This is a genomic window from Mycobacterium sp. E183 (genome assembly GCF_001667735.1).
Classification (GTDB): Bacteria; Actinomycetota; Actinomycetes; order Mycobacteriales; family Mycobacteriaceae; genus Mycobacterium.
Window position 1 is genome coordinate 14,965 of the sequence record NZ_LZJN01000186.1, and the last position, 17,725, is coordinate 32,689.

The 17,725-nt window shown below is 69.9% G+C and carries 13 protein-coding genes, 1 pseudogene and 1 riboswitch; of the genes and pseudogenes, 5 read left to right on the forward strand and 9 right to left on the reverse strand.

The annotated features are described in order from the left end of the window. The first annotated feature begins 109 nt into the window (after positions 1-109). Positions 110-1,609 (forward strand): peptidase, encoded by a 1,500-nt coding sequence (locus A5691_RS22150; RefSeq protein ID WP_156675730.1) that lies wholly within the window; start codon positions 110-112, stop codon positions 1,607-1,609. Positions 1,610-1,626: 17 nt separating this feature from the next. On the opposite strand, the gene A5691_RS22155 is transcribed toward A5691_RS22150, so the two are convergent. From A5691_RS22155 to thiC, 5 genes are all read right to left on the reverse strand, one after another. After that, positions 1,627-2,496 (reverse strand): LLM class F420-dependent oxidoreductase, encoded by an 870-nt coding sequence (locus tag A5691_RS22155; RefSeq protein ID WP_068018932.1) that lies wholly within the window; start codon positions 2,494-2,496, stop codon positions 1,627-1,629. Between the two features lie 19 nt (positions 2,497-2,515). Beyond that, the gene (locus A5691_RS22160; protein WP_067747883.1) at positions 2,516-2,950 is read right to left on the reverse strand and encodes a MarR family winged helix-turn-helix transcriptional regulator; all 435 of its coding nucleotides are present in this window, start codon (positions 2,948-2,950) and stop codon (positions 2,516-2,518) included. 32 nt (positions 2,951-2,982) lie between these two features. Next, positions 2,983-3,606, reverse strand: coding sequence for an alpha/beta family hydrolase (locus tag A5691_RS22165; RefSeq protein ID WP_067747886.1), 624 nt, complete (start codon positions 3,604-3,606; stop codon positions 2,983-2,985). After that, positions 3,603-4,439, reverse strand: a complete 837-nt coding sequence (gene thiD, locus A5691_RS22170) for a bifunctional hydroxymethylpyrimidine kinase/phosphomethylpyrimidine kinase (protein ID WP_067891342.1) — start codon at positions 4,437-4,439, stop codon at positions 3,603-3,605. The genes A5691_RS22165 and thiD overlap by 4 nt, the downstream gene beginning before the upstream one ends. Beyond that, positions 4,439-6,082, reverse strand: coding sequence for a phosphomethylpyrimidine synthase ThiC (gene thiC / locus A5691_RS22175; RefSeq protein ID WP_068018935.1), 1,644 nt, complete (start codon positions 6,080-6,082; stop codon positions 4,439-4,441). Before thiC ends, thiD begins: the two co-directional genes overlap by 1 nt. After that, positions 6,075-6,185, reverse strand: a riboswitch (TPP riboswitch). It overlaps the preceding gene by 8 nt. Positions 6,186-6,345: 160 nt before the next feature. On the opposite strand from thiC, the gene A5691_RS22180 reads away from it, so the two are divergent. From A5691_RS22180 to A5691_RS22190, 3 genes are all read left to right on the forward strand, one after another. After that, complete coding sequence (locus tag A5691_RS22180) at positions 6,346-6,996, forward strand: PAS and ANTAR domain-containing protein (protein WP_067755429.1); 651 nt, start codon at positions 6,346-6,348, stop codon at positions 6,994-6,996. Positions 6,997-7,096: 100 nt separating this feature from the next. Further along, positions 7,097-7,453, forward strand: a complete 357-nt coding sequence (locus A5691_RS22185) for an STAS domain-containing protein (protein ID WP_067755417.1) — start codon at positions 7,097-7,099, stop codon at positions 7,451-7,453. Continuing rightward, the gene (locus tag A5691_RS22190; RefSeq protein WP_068018938.1) at positions 7,450-11,298 is read left to right on the forward strand and encodes a SpoIIE family protein phosphatase; all 3,849 of its coding nucleotides are present in this window, start codon (positions 7,450-7,452) and stop codon (positions 11,296-11,298) included. Before A5691_RS22185 ends, A5691_RS22190 begins: the two co-directional genes overlap by 4 nt. A 6-nt stretch (positions 11,299-11,304) precedes the next feature. On the opposite strand, the gene A5691_RS22195 is transcribed toward A5691_RS22190, so the two are convergent. Further along, positions 11,305-11,580: a hypothetical protein gene (locus tag A5691_RS22195; RefSeq protein WP_139273001.1), complete on the reverse strand. Its 276-nt coding sequence runs from the start codon at positions 11,578-11,580 to the stop codon at positions 11,305-11,307. A gap of 63 nt (positions 11,581-11,643) precedes the next feature. Between A5691_RS22195 and A5691_RS28960 the strand changes: the two are divergent. Next, a pseudogene (locus A5691_RS28960) lies at positions 11,644-11,721 on the forward strand (hypothetical protein); the annotation flags it as partial. Here the strand turns inward: A5691_RS28960 and A5691_RS22200 are convergent. From A5691_RS22200 to A5691_RS22210, 3 genes are all read right to left on the reverse strand, one after another. After that, the gene (locus A5691_RS22200) at positions 11,687-16,072 is read right to left on the reverse strand and encodes a cation-translocating P-type ATPase (protein WP_156675731.1); all 4,386 of its coding nucleotides are present in this window, start codon (positions 16,070-16,072) and stop codon (positions 11,687-11,689) included. The pseudogene A5691_RS28960 and the gene A5691_RS22200 sit on opposite strands and share 35 nt — an antisense overlap. 50 nt (positions 16,073-16,122) lie before the next feature. After that, the gene (locus A5691_RS22205) at positions 16,123-16,584 is read right to left on the reverse strand and encodes a hypothetical protein (protein WP_067755425.1); all 462 of its coding nucleotides are present in this window, start codon (positions 16,582-16,584) and stop codon (positions 16,123-16,125) included. Positions 16,585-16,798: 214 nt separating this feature from the next. Then, complete coding sequence (locus tag A5691_RS22210) at positions 16,799-17,605, reverse strand: exodeoxyribonuclease III (protein WP_067783627.1); 807 nt, start codon at positions 17,603-17,605, stop codon at positions 16,799-16,801. Positions 17,606-17,725: the final 120 nt, after the last annotated feature.

Here is a 17,725-nt window from a genome sequence, read left to right on the forward strand (position 1 = left end):
GGCCGGCGCGGGCGTTCGACGGTGTTTTCATTCGGGCTGTCACGGTTAGCCAACCGCTCTAGAATGAGACGCTTTGGTCTGCCCTGTAGCCGGTCGGGATGAGGTTGGTATGAAGAGCCGTGCGCGCAATCGACGTCAGCAGGCCGGTGGCCGTCCGCGCAGGGCGGCCGCCTTGCTGAGGGCGGCGTTGAGCTGCGCGGCGGCGGCAATCGTGGTGGCGGGGTGTGCATCCTTCGTCGACGGGCGGGCGCTCTCGATGCTCAACGATCCGTTCCGGGTGGGCGGCTTGCCCGCGACCAACGGCCCCAGCGGCATCCGCTCGAACGCACCCGCCGCAACCGGCACCGTGGTCAACACGGACGACGGCGCGATCGATAAGTTGTCGTTGCTGTCGGTCAACGACATCGAGGACTACTGGAAGTCGGTGTACGGGCAGTCCCTGAAGGGAAGCTTCGTTCCCGTCGGAAAGATGGTGTCCTACAACTCGAAGGATCCGTCCAGCCCGATCGTTTGCCACAACGACACCTACAAGCTCGTCAACGCCTTCTACACGTCGCGCTGCAACCTGATCGCCTGGGACCGCGGGGTGTTCATGCCGGTCGCGCAACGGTACTTCGGCGACATGTCGGTCAACGGCGTACTGGCCCACGAATTCGGCCATGCCCTGCAGAACATGGCGCATCTGGTGACCAAACGCGACCCCACGATCGTGCACGAGCAGCAGGCCGACTGCTTCGCTGGCGTCTACCTGTTCTGGGTCGCCGACGGCAAGTCGCCGCGGTTCACGCTCAGCACCGCCGACGGGCTCGACCATGTGCTGGCCGGGATCATCACGACCCGCGACCCCGTGATCGACAGCGAGAGCGAGAACGACGACGAACACGGGTCCGCCCTGGACCGAATCAGCGCCTTCCAAATGGGTTTCATCAACGGGGCATCGGCCTGCGCGGGGATAGACAAGAAGGAGATCGAGCAGCGCCGCGGCGATCTGCCCAACGCTCTGCGCGTCGACAGCAGCACCGGAAACCCCGAGACCGGTGAGGTCCCGATCGACCAGGACACCCTGTCGACGTTGATGGAACTGCTGGGAAAGATCTTCTCCCCGAAGAGCCCGCCGGCGCTGTCCTACCAGGCTGCCGATTGCCCCGACGCCAAATCCAGCCCGCCGGCTTCCTATTGCCCGTCCACCAACACGATCGTGGTCGACCTGCCAAAGCTCGCGGCGATGGGCAAGGTCGCCGACGAGAACGAGCAGACCCTGCCGCAGGGCGACGACACCGCCCTATCGGTCGTGATGTCGCGGTACGCGCTCGCCGTGCAGCACGAACGCGGGCTGGCCATGCAGAGCCCGTGGACCGCGCTGCGCACGGCGTGCCTGACCGGCGTGGTGCACCGCAAGATGGCCGAACCCATCGAGCTGTCGTCGCAGAAGCAGTTGTTGCTGACGGCCGGTGATCTCGACGAGGCGGTGGCCGGGTTGCTCACCAACCATCTCGTCGCCAGCGACGCCGACGGCACCAGCGTGCCCGCCGGTTTCACCCGGATAGCGGCGTTCCGCGGCGGCGTGACCGGCAACATGGACGCCTGCTACTCCCGCTATCCGGGGTGACCGGAAGGCCGTCGGAGTCAACCGATCTCGTCGAGCCTGGGAATGACGTCGTCGCCGAGTCGCCGGATGAAGCCGACGGGATCGGGGTTGCCGGGGAATGGGCCGGCGTTGACCATCTCGACGCCCAGTTCGGCGAAGCGCTCGACGGTCCTGAAGTACCCGTCGAGGTCGTCGAACGGATTCACGAAGAGGCCCACCGTCTTTCGGATCTCGCCCGGGTCCCGTCCGACGGTTTCGCAGTGGCGGTTCAGCACCTCGATCTTGTGCTTGAGCTCGTCGGGATCGGTCACGGTGCTGTTCCAGATGTCGGCGTACTGCGCGACCAGCCGTAGCGTCTTCTTTTCGCCGTCGCCGCCAATCAGGATCGGCGGTCGCCGAATCGGTTGCGGCTCACAGATTGTCTCGGCCAACTGGTAGTGCTTGCCCCGGTAGGGCCCGTTGTCCTCGCTCCACATCTGACGGCAGATCTGCAGCGTCTCTTCGAGCATCTCGAAACGCCGGGTCACCGGCGGATAGGGGAAGCCGAGGGCGAGGTGCTCGCGGTCGTACCAGGCCGCGCCGAGCCCCAGCGCCGAGCGGCCCTGCGACAGCACGTCAAGCGTGGTGACCGCCTTGGCCAGCATTCCCGGGTATCGATACGTGACGCCGGTGACAAGCAGGCTCAGGTCGATCTTGGTCGTCTGTCCGGCCAGGAAGCCCAGTGACGTGTAGCCCTCGAGGAACGGGTCCTCCGCCCGTCCCATCGCCTCCATCTGAAAGAAATGATCCGCCAGCGTGAACAGCGTTGCGCCGCCCTGTTCGGCGGCCTTGGCCGCATCGGCCAGCGTCGGACCCAGCGCCGCTGGGTCGCCGGGCAGGAAATCGATGAAGTGCACACCTAATTGCATAGCAGCCCTTGCCCTTTCATTACTCGGTCAAGCGCTCGAGCAGCGTCAGCGCATCGAGGATGACGCGACGCTCGCGTTCGGAATACCGTTCGTGGATGGCGCGCGCCAGCCACTCCTCGCGGACCTGTCGGTTGCTCTCCGCGCGTCGCCGGCCCGTTGCGGTCAACGAAATCAGTTGCCGCCGACCGTCTTCCGGGTCGGGCGTGCGCTCGATGAGCCCCCGCTGCTCGAGTGCGGCCACTATCGTGGCCATGGATTGTGGACGCACCCGTTCGGCCGCAGCCAGGACACTCGCCGATGAGGCCCCCTCTTTCCAGAGCCGGTTCAGCACCGCGGTCTGCGAGGGAGTCAGGTCGTCGTCGGTGGCGAGTTCCCTCAACTGACGCCGCAGCCGGCTGAACACCACCCGCAGGTCGCGGGCCGCCGCGGCCGCGGACTCCGCGATGCCGTCCACAACGCCAGTCTAGACTGATCAGCCCAGACTGTCTAATTCCGCCCGAGCAACTGGAGGGCGGCCTCGACCGCCAGTGCCGCCACGTTCAGCGTCTTGGACCGCAGATCGTGCCGGGCGCCGGCGATCTCGACGACCGCCGTGGTGCCGGTGACCAGTGCGGCGGCGGCGCGCAGCTCCTCGGGCGTGCCGAAGGGGTCCGACGTCCCGTGCGTGAAGACGGTCGGCACCCTGATGTCGGGTAGGTGCTCGGTGCGCGCGCGCTCCGGCTTTCCCGGCGGATGCACCGGGTACGAGAATAGCGTCAACAGGTCCACGGAAGCCTCCCGGTCGGCCACCACCATGGACGTCTGCCGGCCGCCATAGGAATGTCCGCCTGCGATCAGCGGACCCTCGGCGAGGTCGCGGCACAGCGTGATCGCCTCGACGATTCCGGCGCGGTCGGCGGCCGCCGAGCCGGACGGCGGTCCGCTGGGGCGGCGTCGCCGGTAGGGCAGGTTGTACCGGACCGCGAGCCAGCCGCGCCGCGCCCACTCCTCGCAAACCTGTTGCAGCAGCGGCGAATCCCGGTTGCCACCCGCGCCGTGGGTCAGTACCACCACACCCGCGGCGGGCCGATCGGGTTCGTGCGCCACACCGGCGATCCGGTCCAGGTTCATGACAACCGAAACAGTGGTGAGACGGGCCCGTGTCCATGGCCCAACGGATAGGAGGCGCGCAGGCACTCGGTGACCCACCGCTTCCCGAACCCGACCGCGTCGGGCACGGAGTAGCCGTGCGCCAGCGCGCACGCGATCGCGGTGGCCAGCGTGTCGCCGCCGCCGTGGTCGTTGCCGCCGGGCAGCCGCTCGGCGTCGAACTCATACCAGGACGCACCGTCGTAGAGCAGGTCACAGCTGCGATCCGACGACCGCAGGTGGCCGCCCTTGACCAGTGCCCACCGCGGCCCCAGCGCGTGCAGGGCCTTGGCCGCCTCGCGCTGAGACCCCACATCCACGACGTCGACGCCCACCAGCAGCCGCACCTCGTCGAGGTTCGGCGTCACCAGCGTGGCCAGCGGAAACAATTGGTCGCGAAGCGAATCCAGCGCCGACGCAGCCAGCAACGCGTCGCCGTGCATGGACGCGCACACCGGATCGACGACGAGCGGGACCGTCAGACCCAGCCGGCGCCAGGCGGCGGCCACCGCGCCGATGATGGTTGACGACGCCAGCATCCCGGTCTTGGCGGCCTGCACGCCGATGTCGGTCACCACCGCCTCGATCTGGGCGGCCACGACATCGTCGGGCACCTCGTGAAAGCCCTTGACGCCTAACGTGTTCTGCACGGTGACCGCGGAGACCGCGACGCAGGCGTGCACGCCGAGTAGCGCCATGGTGCGCATGTCGGCCTGGATGCCGGCGCCGCCCCCCGAGTCGGACCCGGCGATGGACAGCACGCGCAGCGGCGTGGCGCCCGGGGGTGCCAGCGGCAGCACCGGGAGCGGTTGGATCACTGCTGGCTGATCGGCAGGTACACCCGGTTGCCGTGCTCGGCGAACTCGCGCGACTTCTCGGCCATGCCCTCGTTCATGACCGCCTCGATCGCCTCCTCGCTGTCGAGCCCGTGCTCGGCAGCGTAGGCCCGAACGTCGGCGGTGATCCGCATGGAGCAGAACTTGGGCCCGCACATCGAGCAGAAGTGCGCCGTCTTGGCGGGCTCGGCAGGCAGGGTCTCGTCGTGGAATTCCCGTGCGGTGTCGGGGTCCAACGACAACGCGAACTGGTCGTTCCAGCGGAACTCGAAGCGTGCGGTGCTCAACGCATCGTCGCGCTCCTGGGCCCGCGGATGGCCCTTGGCCAGGTCTGCGGAGTGGGCGGCGATCTTGTAGGCGATCACCCCGTCCTTGACGTCCTTGCGGTCCGGCAGCCCGAGGTGTTCCTTGGGTGTCACGTAGCACAGCATCGCGGTGCCGGCCTGGGCGATGATCGCCGCGCCGATCGCCGACGTGATGTGGTCGTAGGCCGGTGCGATGTCGGTGGCCAGCGGGCCCAGGGTGTAGAACGGGGCCTCCTCGCACAGCTCCTCTTCGAGCCGCACGTTCTCGACGATCTTGTGCATCGGGACGTGCCCGGGGCCCTCGATCATCACCTGTGCGCCATGGGCTTTCGCGATCTTGGTCAGTTCGCCCAGCGTGCGCAGCTCGGCGAACTGCGCGGCGTCGTTGGCGTCGGCGATGGAGCCCGGCCGCAACCCGTCACCGAGCGAGAAGGTGACGTCGTAGCGGGCGAAGATGTCGCAGAGCTCCTCGAAGTTGGTGTAGAGGAACGACTCCCGATGATGTGCCAGGCACCAGGCCGCCATGATCGAGCCGCCGCGCGACACGATCCCGGTGACCCGCTTGGCGGTCAGCGGCACATACCGCAGCAGCACGCCGGCGTGCACGGTCATGTAGTCCACGCCCTGCTCGCACTGCTCGATCACGGTGTCGCGGTAGATCTCCCACGTCAGTTCCGTCGGGTCGCCCTTGACCTTTTCCAGCGCCTGGTAGATCGGCACGGTGCCGACCGGGACGGGGGAGTTGCGCAGGATCCACTCGCGGGTTTCGTGGATGTTCTTGCCGGTGGACAGGTCCATGATGGTGTCCGCACCCCAGCGGGTGGCCCACACCATCTTGTCGACCTCCTCGGCGATCGACGACGTCACCGCGGAGTTGCCGATGTTGGCGTTGACCTTCACCGCGAAGGCCTTGCCGATGATCATCGGTTCGATCTCGGGGTGGTTGTGGTTGGCGGGGATCACCGCGCGGCCGCGCGCGACCTCGTCGCGCACCAGCTCGGCGGGCATGTCCTCGCGGGCGGCGATGTATGCCATCTCGGCGGTGATCTCGCCGGCCCGGGCCCGCTGCAACTGGGTGCCGCGGTCGCGGACCACCCCGGGCCGCGGCGGCAGCCCGGCCGTCACGTCTATCACCGCGTCCGGGTCGGTGTACGGGCCAGAGGTGTCGTACAGGTCGAAGTGGTCCCCGGTGGACAGGTGCACGCGCCGGAACGGCACGCGCGCACCGCCGTCCAGCTCGCGGTAGACCTTGCTGCTGCCCGCGATCGGTCCCGTGGTGACGGACGCCTCGACGGCTTTGGAAAGTACATCGGTCATTTCTTCATCTCCCTACGCCGGCATTACCCGGTCAGGTTCGTACGGTCGACGGCCGCAAGCCGTCCTCTCAGCGCATTCGACGTGCGCTCCCGCGTATTTGGATGTTCCGCCCGCGACGTTACCCCCACCCCAGGCCACTCGGCAGGTGGGCGGCCAATCCGCCGGGGCGGTAGCCGGGTTTATCCGCCGAATGGAAAAATGCAAACGTGCAAGAGCAAGGGGAGACGGACGGGTCGACACCCGCCGGTGCCCGCGGCCAACAGCTGGGCCCCGTCGAGGCGGTCGCCCGCTATCTCAACGTCGGCGCCTTCCGGTTCTGGTTCATCGGCGAGCGCTGGGAGTGGTCCGACGAGGTCGCCAGGATGCACGGATACGAACCGGGGACCGTCGAGCCGACGACGAAGCTGTTGTTGTCGCACAAGCACCCCGACGACCGTCGGCACGTCCAGGAGGTGCTCGACTACGCGCTCGAGTCCGCGGAGTCGTTCTCCAGCCGGCACCGGTTCCTCGACACGGCGGGCAGAGTCCACGACGCGATCGTGGTGGCCGACCGCATGCACGACGAGTCGGGCGCCGTGGTGGGCACCGCCGGCTACTACATCGACCTCACCAACACCTTGGACGAGACCCGGCAGGAGGTGCTCGACGAGGCACTGCCCGACCTGTTCGAAAGCCGCGCGGCGATCGAGCAGGCGAAGGGGGTGCTGATGTACGTGTATCGGGTCAGCGCCGAGCAGGCCTTCCGGGTGCTGCAGTGGCGGTCGCAGGAGACCAATGTGAAGCTGCGGTCGCTGGCCCGGCAACTGCTCGCCGAGGTCACCACGTTGGACGGCGCCACATCCGCGGTGCAGAGTCAGTTTGATCACGTCCTGCTGACGGTGCATGAACGGATATCCGACGAGTCCGTTGGGTAACCAGTGGAATACGCGAACGCGCCGGCCCGCAAACCGTTAGTGTTCCTAGGCACTGCGAGCGGCGCGCACCGCGTCGGAACGGTTGCGAAAGGCACAGAAGTTGTTGGCGGTGGAACACGAGTCTCTCGATGACGCGGTTGTGGTGCGCGTCAAGGGTGGTGTCGACTCCAGTACCGTCGATGAGGTCAACGCCCAGCTGAACGCCGCGCTCAAGCTGGCCGAGTCACACCCGGCCCGGCTGGTCGTCGTCGACTTGCAAGCGGTCGACTTCTTCGGCAGCGCCGCGCTGAACGCCATGCTCGAGTGCCACGACGCGGGCAAGGAAGCGGGCACGCCAGTCAGGCTGGTCGCGGACCACGACCCCGTGCTTCGCCCTATCCAGGTGACCGAGCTGGACCGCATCTTCGACATCTACCCCACGCTGTCCGAGGCGCTGCAACACAAGCGACCGCAATGACCCCGGCGCTGCCGGCCGATCTTGCGGCTGCGGTCGGTTTGGGCGGGGAGATGGGCCGCCGGTTCGCCGAATTCGACTGGGCCTCCCATCCGTTGGGGTCGCCCGCCGACTGGCGGGCCGAGGTACGGGTGGCCGTGGCGGTCGCGCTCACTTCGAGGTTTCCCATCGTGCTCTGGCTCTGCCCTGGCGACCTGTTCCTGATGTACAACGATGGCTACGCGCAAATCCTGGGGGACAAACACCCAGCCGCCCTGGGTTCGCGCGCCGAGCAGGTGTGGTCGGAGATCTGGCCGCAGATCTCGCCGATGCTCACCAGCGTGATGGAGACCGGCGTCGCCACGTGGTCCGACGACCTGATGTTGCCGCTGATGACGGCCGGTCAGTCGCAGGAGCGCTACTTCACGTTCACCTACAGCCCCATCATCGGCGGCGAGGGCCCGGTCACCGCGATTTTCTGCGCGGTGATCGAAACGACCGACCGGGTCTTGAGCGGGCGGCGGCTGCACCTGCTCAACGCGGTGGCGACCGCCGTCATGGACGCGCGCGCCATCGACGACGCGGTGAGTAGCGCCGTCGCGGTTTGTGGGGCACAACCGCTGGACCTGCCGTTCATCGCCGTCTATGTGGCAGGCGACGGGGAGGGCGCGCGCAACAGCACGCTGCGCGGGGCGACGCCCGCCGTCCGCCGCCTGCTGCCGGGCTCGCTGGCCGAGCTCACCGGTTGGGACAAGACGCCACGTGCGCGAGCGGCGCGCGTCATCGACCGGCTCGAGGATGTAGTCCCGGGTATCGCGGAGCTTTTCGGCGAGGAATGTCCCCGACAGGGCCTGGTGTTGCCGCTCGGCGAGGCGGCGGCCGCGGGGGCGCTGGTGGTCGGCCTCAGTCCCCGCCGCCCGCTGGACACGCAGTACCGCGGCTTCTGCCAGCTGCTCGCCGACCAGCTCACGTCGACGTTCGCGCAGATTGTCTCCTACGAGCAGCAACGGCAGCGGGCCGACGCGCTGGCCGAGCTGGACCGGGCGAAGACGGCGTTTCTGACCAACGTCAGCCACGAGTTCCGCACGCCGCTGACGCTGCTGCTCGGGCCGCTCGACGACGCGCTGTCCGACGCGGCGCTGGACAGCGTGCTGGCGGACCGGTTGAGCACGGCGGGCCGCAACGCGCGGCGGCTGCAGCGCCTGGTCGAATCGCTGCTCGACTTCTCCCGCATCGAGGCCGGCCGCGCGAACGCGAAGCTGGCATGCACCGATGTCGGTGCGCTGACCGCCCACATCGCGTCGTCGTTCACCGAGCTCTGCCGCCGGGCGGGGCTCGAGCTCGTCGTCGACTGTTCCCCGGTGCTGGCCGACGTCGACCCGGGCATGTGGGAGACGATCATCCTGAACCTGCTGTCCAACGCGGTGAAATACACGCTGCGGGGCTCGATTTCGGTCCAGGTGCGTGCCGAGCCCGGGTATTGCGTCGTCACCATGCGCGACACCGGCGTGGGGATCGCCGCCGAAGACCTCGACCGCCTGTTCGACCGCTTTTACCGCGCGGACAACCTGCGCGGCCGGAGCGTGGAGGGCACCGGCATCGGGCTCTCGCTGGTGCGCGGGCTCGTCGAGCTGCACAGCGGAACCGTGGAGATCGACAGCGAACTGGACCGGGGGACCACGGTGACCGTCCGGCTGCCGCGATCGATCGGTACCGAGGCGGATCAGGCGACGGCCAGCCAGCTGGACGAGAGCAACCCCTATGTGGCCGAGGCCCGGCAATGGCTCACGCCCGTCTCGGGGGGCGACGGGCCGGCTCCCGCGCCCGAGAGGTCGCGCCAGCTGGTGCTCATCGCCGACGACAACGCCGACATGCGGCACCATCTCGATCGGGTGCTGTCGGCCCATTGGGAGACCGTGCTCGCCGCCGACGGAGAGTCGGCGCTGGCGATGACACGGAAGCTGCGCCCGGACGCGGTCGTCACCGACGTCATGATGCCCGGCATCGACGGCTTCGGACTGGTGGCGGCCATCCGCGCGGATCCGCAACTGGCGGCCACGCCGGTCCTCATGCTGTCGGCCCGGGCGGGGGCGGAGGCGATCGACGAGGGCTACGCCGGTGGCGCCGACGATTACCTGCCCAAGCCGTTCCGCTCCCAGGAGCTGATCGACCGGGTGAAGTCGCGGCTGGCCGCGGTGGCGCGCGAGCGCGACCGCCAGCGTCGCGCGGCGGCGTCGGACCTGGTGCTGCTCGACTCCGCGCTGCAGGCCGCCGACACGGTCGCCGGGATCCTCGACGCCTTGCTGGAATCCTCGTTCGGCTCCGCCGACGCCGCCACCGTCACGATCGGCATCTTCGACGGCGAACGCCACATCCGGTTCGAATACGCCGGCCACCTGCCCGGCGAACTGCGCGACCGCTACCACGTGACCACGCTCGACTCCCCGGTGGTCGGCGCCGACGTCGTGCGCACCGGCGAGTCGATGGTGGTCCCGGACACGTTCGACCTGCCGCCGCGCTACCAGCACGCGGTGCAGGACACCGCCGGCAGCGTTCGCGCCTGCGTGGCCCACCCGTTGCGGGATCACGCGGATCGCGTCGTCGGGGTGCTTGCCCTGCTGTGGCCCACGCCGCGCCAATTCGACGCCGCCGAACTCGATGCGTTCGGCCGAATGGCCGAGCTGACGTCCTCGGCCGTGGACCGGGTCCGCGTCCTGGCGAGCGAGCACCGCATCGCGGTCGACTTCCAGGAGCAGCTGCTGGACCTGGACCGCGGCTCGACGGCCGCGGTGGTGGCCGCCGTGTATCAGCCCGCGGGCGAGGCGATGCGCGTAGGCGGGGACTGGTATTCGGTCACGCCGCTGGATCGCACCCACCGGGTCGCGATATCGGTGGGCGACGTCGTCGGCCACGGGTTGGCCGCCGCGATCGTGATGAGCAGGCTGCGCGCCGCGGTGGCGGCCTCGGCCCTGACGGCGGGAGAACCGGGCGCGGTGCTGGGTGCGCTGGACCGGTACGGGGCCAGCGTCGCGGGGGCGCGTTGCGCGACGGTGGCCTACGCCCTCGTCGAGACGGAGCCGGACACCGGTTGCGCCACCGTCAGCTACAGCTGCGCCGGCCACCCCTACCCGCTAGTGGTGTACCCCGACCGTCGCGCGCTGTTCCTGACCGCGGGCCGGCGCCTGCCGGTCGCCATCAAGGAACACGACGCCGAGAGCTACCCGGCCGACGCCACCGCGACGGCGAACCTGCCACCCGGGAGCCTGATCCTGCTGTACACCGATGGCCTGATCGAGCGGGTCGGCGAGACGCTGGACGACGGCTTGGCCCGGCTGCGGGCCGCGGCCGCGGACTGCGTCGACCTTCCCGTCGAGTCGGTCTGCGCCGAGGTGCTGTCCCGGATGGCCCCGCCCACCGCTTACCGCGACGACGTCGTCCTGCTCGCGCTGCGGGCGTGCCACGAGACCCCACGCAGCTTCGCCACCGTGGTCACGGCTGCGCCGGGGCAGATTCCCGTCGCGCGCGACCGGCTACGCAACTGGCTGGCCGGCATGGCCGTCGACCCCAAGCGCGAGCTGGACATCCTGCTGGCGACCGGCGAAGCCGTGACCAACGCGATTGAGCACGGCAGCGACGGCGAGCCGCGCCGGACGGTGTCCGTGGAGGCCTTCCTGCGCCAGCACACGTTGGCCGTCACGATCAGCGACACCGGCCGGTGGGTGGGCGATTCCTCGGCCAGCCTGCGCAGCCGGCGGCGCGGCCGCGGTCTGACCTTGATCGGCGGGCTGGCCGATCACGTCGACACGCTGCGCACCGCGGGGGGCACCAGGGTCACGTTGCGGTTCGACCGGGCCGTCCGGAGCGGTTAGGCCTGGTCAGGCCTCTTCCATCGCCTCGCCGAGCTCTTCGAGGAGCTTGTTGTGGTGGTTGGCGGCCAGGAAGTGTCCAGCGGCGATGACCACGGCGACCGGCCAGTCGATGAGTTCGAACGCCGCCAGGGCGGCCAGGCCCCCGAAGTAGGCCAGCTGCTCCGGCCGCGGAATCTCCATCTGGCCGACGACCGGAAGGTTGACGACGAACGTCTCGCCTTCGCGGATCTTTTCCACCGCCTCGCGCTGCGACGTTCCCCTGCGTGACTTCTTTTCCGCCATCATTTGCCTTTCAGTAACGAAGGGTTTGCCGCCTCGCCGGGTGCTGCGGCCACCGTCGGACTTATGTCGACGATGACCGACGCCGGGGGCGATCCGCTAGTTTCCTCTATTGCTCGGGTGCTGAAGGTGCCGTTACAGGAACTCTATGCGCTGCTGTGGCGGGCCGGGGTCGTAGAGGTTCACCCACCTCACCGGGGGCCGCGACGGATTTGTCCGGACCCGTCAGCGCACGATTCGCAATCCCGATCGCGACGGTCGCCGCAGCGGCGGATCCCAGCCCCTGCGCCCAGCCGACCGGACCCAGCGGTGTGCATCCCAGCAGTTGGCTGACCACGGGGATGCTGATCAGCGTTCCCATCGCGGCCAGCGATCCCACCGCGGTGAACACCACCAGCGGGGCGTGTGAATCCAGCAGCGTTTGACCCAGCTCGGCGCCCACCAGCGCGACCAGCGCCACGGTGGACGCGCGCTGCGGGCGGCCGGTGACGCTGCCCATCGCCCACGCCGCCGTCGTCGCGGCCGCCGTGGTGACGCCGCGGATGGCGACGGCGCGCCACAACGCGGGCTGATCCGGGCCCCGGATGCCCGGGTCGACCGGGCCGCTGGGCTTGCTCACCGCGAGGGCCGCGGCCGGCAGCGCGTCGGTCATCATGTTCACCAACAGCAGCTGCCGCGTGTTCAGCGGTGAGGTCCCGGTTATCGCGCTGCCGACGATGGCGAACAACACCTCGCCGGCATTGCCGCCGAGCAGCACGGACACCGCGGCCTGCACCCGTTGCCAGAGTTGGCGTCCCTCTTCGATGGCGTGCAGCAGGCCCTCGATGCGGGCGTCGACCAGTACCACGTCGGCGGCCATGTGCGCCGGGTCGCTGCCGCCGGCGACGACGCCGATGCCGACCGTGGCCGCCCGAATGGCGGCGGCGTCGTTGGCCCCGTCCCCGACCATCGCCGTGCGCACCCCCGCGCTCTCGAGGGTCTGAACGACCTGGACCTTGTTCTCCGGTGTCATCCGGGCGAAGATCACCCGCTCGGTCACGACGCGCTCTTGATCCTTGCGGGACAACGCATCCCACTCGGCGCCGCTGATCACCTGCTCGGCGGTCACGCTGAGCCCGAGCTCCTCGGCGATGGCCTGGGCGGTGATCGGGTGGTCGCCCGTGATCAGCTTGACGCCCACCGACAGCCGGCGCAGATCCGCGAGCAGGCCCGCCGCCTCGGCGCGCGGTGTGTCGGACAGGCCGAGGAACCCGGTCAGCGTCAGCCCGTCGCGGGCGAAGTCGGCGATCTCGTCGGGATCCTGCCGAATGGCTTGGGCCTGGGCGGAACTCAGCTGCCGCCGCGCCACCGCGATCACCCGCAGCCCCCGGCCGGCCATCGAGGCCACCGTCTCCTCCAGGGCGGGGCCCACGTCGCCGCAGGCGGCCAACACGACTTCGGGGGCGCCCTTGACGGCCAGTTCGGTGTCCGTCACGGAGGCCGAGAAGGACCGGCCGGAGCGGAACGGCAGGTGCGCGACGGGTGCGCTTGAGCTGTGGCCGTTGACGGACGCGGCGGCCTCGAGGATCGCGACATCGGTGGCGTGCGCGTGCGGGCCGCCGTTGGACGGCGGGGCGGCGTGCGCGGCGCAGCGCAACACCTCCTCGCGCGAAGCGCTCGGCGCCGCAACCACTTCGGCCACCCGCAACCGGTTCTGGCTGAGCGTTCCGGTCTTGTCGAAGCAGACCACGTCGATGCGGCCGAGCGCCTCCACCGAGCGCGGGACGCGCACCAGCGCGCCGAATTTGGTGAGCCGCCGCGCCGACGCCGCCTGCGCCAGCGTCGCCACCAACGGCATGCCCTCGGGCACCGCCGCCACGGCGATGGCGATGCCGCTGGCGACCGCCTGGCGCAGCACCGAGCCCCGCAGCAGCGCCAGCGCGCTGACCAGCGCGCCGCCGGTCATGCTGACCGGGAAGGCGCGGTTGGTGAGCTGGCTCAGTTGATGCTGCAGGCCGATGTCCGACGACAGGTCACCGGAGACCAGTTCTGCGGCGCGGCGTTCCTGGGTGTCGGCCCCGACCGCGGTCACCACCGCCACCGCGGTTCCCGCGACGACGGTCGTCCCCGCGTACAGCATGCAGCGGCGTTCGGCGAGCGCGGCGCCCGGTGTCGGCTCCACCTGCTTCTCCACCGACAGCGACTCACCGGTCAGCGTCGACTCGTCGACCTCGACGTCGACCTCCTCGATGATCCGGGCGTCGGCGGGCACCACCTCGTGGGTGCGCACCTCGATGACGTCGCCGGGCTGGAGCTGCGCCGCGATGACGTCGGCATACGTCCGCTCCCCGTCAGCGTCGGCGATTACCTTGCGGGCCGGTGGGATCTGTTGTGCAAGAAGGTGATTCAACCGGTTTTCGGCGCGCAGCCGCTGGCTTGCCGCCAGCATGGAGTTCCCGGCCAGCACCGAGAAGACCAGTACGGCGTCGACCGGCGAGCCGAGCACCGCGCTGGCCGCCGAGCCGAGCGCCAGCACGGGGGTCAGCGGGTCGGTCAGCTCGGCGCGGACCGCGGCCACGAACTGCAGGAAGGCATGCGCGCGCGTTTCCGGCTGTGGGGCCCCGAGGGTGGCCAGCGCCAGGCGCCTCGGGTCGCCGTCGGGCTCCGACTCGGGTGGCGGCAACGCCCGGCGGACCTGCTCGACGGCCATCGCATGCCATTCCTGAACGGGGGCCGGGCGGGGCGTGTCCGCCCGGATGATGCCGCGCGCCAGCAGGTATCCCGACAGCGCGCCGGCCGCGGCGCCACTGGTCACCGGCCCGCGTCCGATGCCACGGACACCGGGGATCATCAGCAGCGAGCCCATCGCCGTTGCGCCCGCCGAGATCCCGACGCCGCGCTGGGCGGCGGCCCGGGCGGCCGGGAGCGCGTGCAGCACCCGCCAGGCCGCCCCCAGGTCGGGCAGCAACAGGTCGGCGTACCACGGCGGGGGACCGTCGCCGGGCTCGGGCATCATGCCAAGCGCCACGTCGGCAGACCAAATGGCTTGCGCCCCCGGCGATGACAGCACGGCGACTGTGCGGCCCGCCTCGTGCAGGTCCGCCACGGCACCGGCCAGCGCGTCGTCGACGGAACCCCGCCCCAGCGGCCGGATCTCGTCGAACGCGGGCCGCAGCTCGCCCAGCGAATCGTCCTCGACCGAAACCAGTTCCGATCCCGTCCGGTGTGCCTCGCCGACGACGGCCGACGCCAACGGGTCGTGCGTGAAGCAGAACAGCGCCTCGACTTCCGCGTCCGGCGCGCTGGGCGATATCGCGGGCACCGGATGCCAGCCCGGGCGCAACCGGTTCTTCTCCAGCATCAGCTGGGCGCGCGACCACGCGGCGGGCAGCTCGGCTTCGGAAGCGCCGCGAATCAGCGACACCCGCAAGCTCGTGGTGCACAACACCCGGGGATCGATGACGATCGCGTCGACCCGGTCCAGGCGGCGCAGCGCCTCCGGGCGCAGCGCCAGGACCGCGTGCCGGTCGGCCAGCCCCCGGCCCAGCGCCGCGGCGAAGGCCTCCGGCGTCGTGCGGTTGGCCGCCGGGGTGGTCACGAGGACCGCCAGGGCCGCCTGGTTGAGGTTGCGGGTGGTGGCGCCGACGATCCCGGCGCTGACCGCCTGGACGAGCGCGAACCGGCCGGCGTGGTGGTCGTCCGGCCTGCCGCGCGGCGGCTTGGCCGCCGCCGACGGGTCGGTGCGCGGATGGTCGGCGTGGCCGGCCAGCTGAGGTTCGTGGTGTACCCAGGCGCGCGCCTCCGCGCGGCATTCGGCGGCCTTGAGCGACTGCATCAGCAGGCCCACGGACAACGAGGCGGGGGACTGGGTGACGGTTTCCGCGGCCGTCAGGGCCAGGGTCAGCGCCGTGTCGGTCGCGGGCCGGCCGATGCGGTCTTCGAGCAGGCGGCGCAGCCACGGTTGGTAGTCGACGGCGACCACGCCCGCCAGGACGCCGATCGGCATCCGCGGCCAGCGCAGCGCGCGGCCGGTCAGCGCCAGGCCCAGCCCGGCCGCGCTGGCGGCCGCGGTGGCAGCCCGGGTCGCCAGCACCACGCCGTCACCCGGCAGGCTCGTCGGGGGCGCCAGCGGTTCGGCTGCGCCGCAACGCTTCTCGGCGATGTCGACGATGCGGCACAGGTCGCGCAGCGAGGTGTCCGCGTCGCAGACGGTGACCACGACGCGCGACAGCGGATAGTTCAGGACGGCGGATGCGACGCCGGGGTGGGCCAGCAGCGCGTCGAGCACCGAGCGTCCGAGCTCGTCACCTGAAGCGCCGTCCAGCCCCCGCACCTCGATCCAGGCGCGTTCGGCGCCGCGCCAGCAGCGGCGGCTCAGTGTTGCCGGACTCTCCTGGGGCAGATCGCCCGCGATCGCCCTTGCGCCCTCGCGCAGCGGAATCGCGGCGATGGTGATGCCGGCCTCGACGAGCGAGGTGGTGGCCTGGATGCCCGTCGCGACGGCGCGCAACGGCATAGATCGTTGTATCGCTGTCGCAATGCTCAAAGCGGCTTCGAACGGTCCCGTTAGTTGGTGCTACGCAGCGCGGTGCCGCCCGCCCGGCGCCCGGCCGCCTTCTTGGCCGTCGACTTGCCGGCCGCCTTCTGTGGCGCCGCCTTCTGCGGCGCCGATTTCTGCTCCGCCGGTTCCGCGGGCACGGCCTTGAGGCTGGCCTTGGGCGCCGGGTTGCCCGATCCGTTCCGGTGGCTCAGCCGTTGCAGCAACAGGGCACCGCCGCCCACCGCCAACAGCACCGGCCACTCGACCAGCCCCGCGACGCCGAGCGCGCCGATGGCCACCGCCGCCGCGGGCGTCGAGTGGCTGCCGCTGCTCATTCCCTTTTTGATGCCCTCGGCGGCCCCCGTGACGCCGCCGATGACTCCGTTCACCGCCGCGCCACCCACGGCGCCGGCGGCCGCGGTCGTCGCGCTTGCCGCGCGATTCACCGCTTGACCCACCCCTCGGACTGCCCCGCCGATGACACTCATCATGACTCCTTGGCTTTCCTGCCCTTGCCGCGAACGCGCGTCACCGGTGAGCTATACCCGCTGAACGCGTCGTTAACGGCAAAAAAACACTGTTCGTCGGTTCTAACAAAATCAAAGCCTGCCACCTTGCAAACGCGCAGACAACGAGCAGTCGCATTTAATTTGCCTGAGCTTAACCTGGTTATGGGCGCGGCGCGAACGAGTTCAACGCGATTTAGCCTCGCCTTATGTCGATTTGCACCGGTGCGTGATCGCTGGCGGCCTTTCCCTTGCGCTCGTCGCGCACGATCTGGGCGTCCGTCACGCGGGTGGCCAATTCCGGTGAGGCCAGGATGAAGTCGATGCGCATGCCTTGCCGTTTCGGAAACCGGAGCTGGGTGTAGTCCCAGTACGTGTAGACCCCCGGACCGGGCGTGAAAGGCCTTACCACGTCGGTGAATTGGGCTTCGACGATGGCGCCGAACGCCCGGCGCTCCGGCTCGGAGACGTGGGTGGCGCCGACGTAGTATTCGGTGCTCCAGACGTCGTCGTCGGTCGGGGCGATGTTCCAGTCGCCGGCCAGTGCGATCTGCGCGGTGGGGTCGTCGCGCAACCACCCCGCCGCCGTATCACGCAGCGCGGCAAGCCATTCCAGCTTGTAGGTGTAGTGCGGGTCGCCCAGCGCGCGGCCGTTGGGCACATACAGGCTCCAGACCCGGACGCCATCGCAGGTGGCGCCCAGCGCGCGGGCTTCGGCCGTGGCTGCCACCTCCGGTTTGCTGCTCCAGGTGGGCTGACCGTCGAATCCGATCTGCACGTCGTCGAGGCCCACCCGCGAGGCGATCGCCACGCCGTTCCACTGATTGAAGCCGACATGCGCCACCTCGTAGCCGAGTTCGAAAAACGGCAGCGTGGGAAATTGGCTGTCGGAACATTTGGTCTCCTGCATGGCCAGCACGTCGACGTCGGCGCGCGCCAGCCAGTCGAGGACGCGGGGCAGGCGACTGCGAATCGAGTTCACGTTCCAGGTGGCCAGCCGCAGCGGCGATCGCAAGGGCGGCGAAGCCGGGCGCTGCGGGTCGCCGCCATCAATCTGCGGCGATCGCAAGGGCGGCGAAGCCGGGCGCTGCGGGTCGCCGCCATCAATCTGCGGCGATCGCAA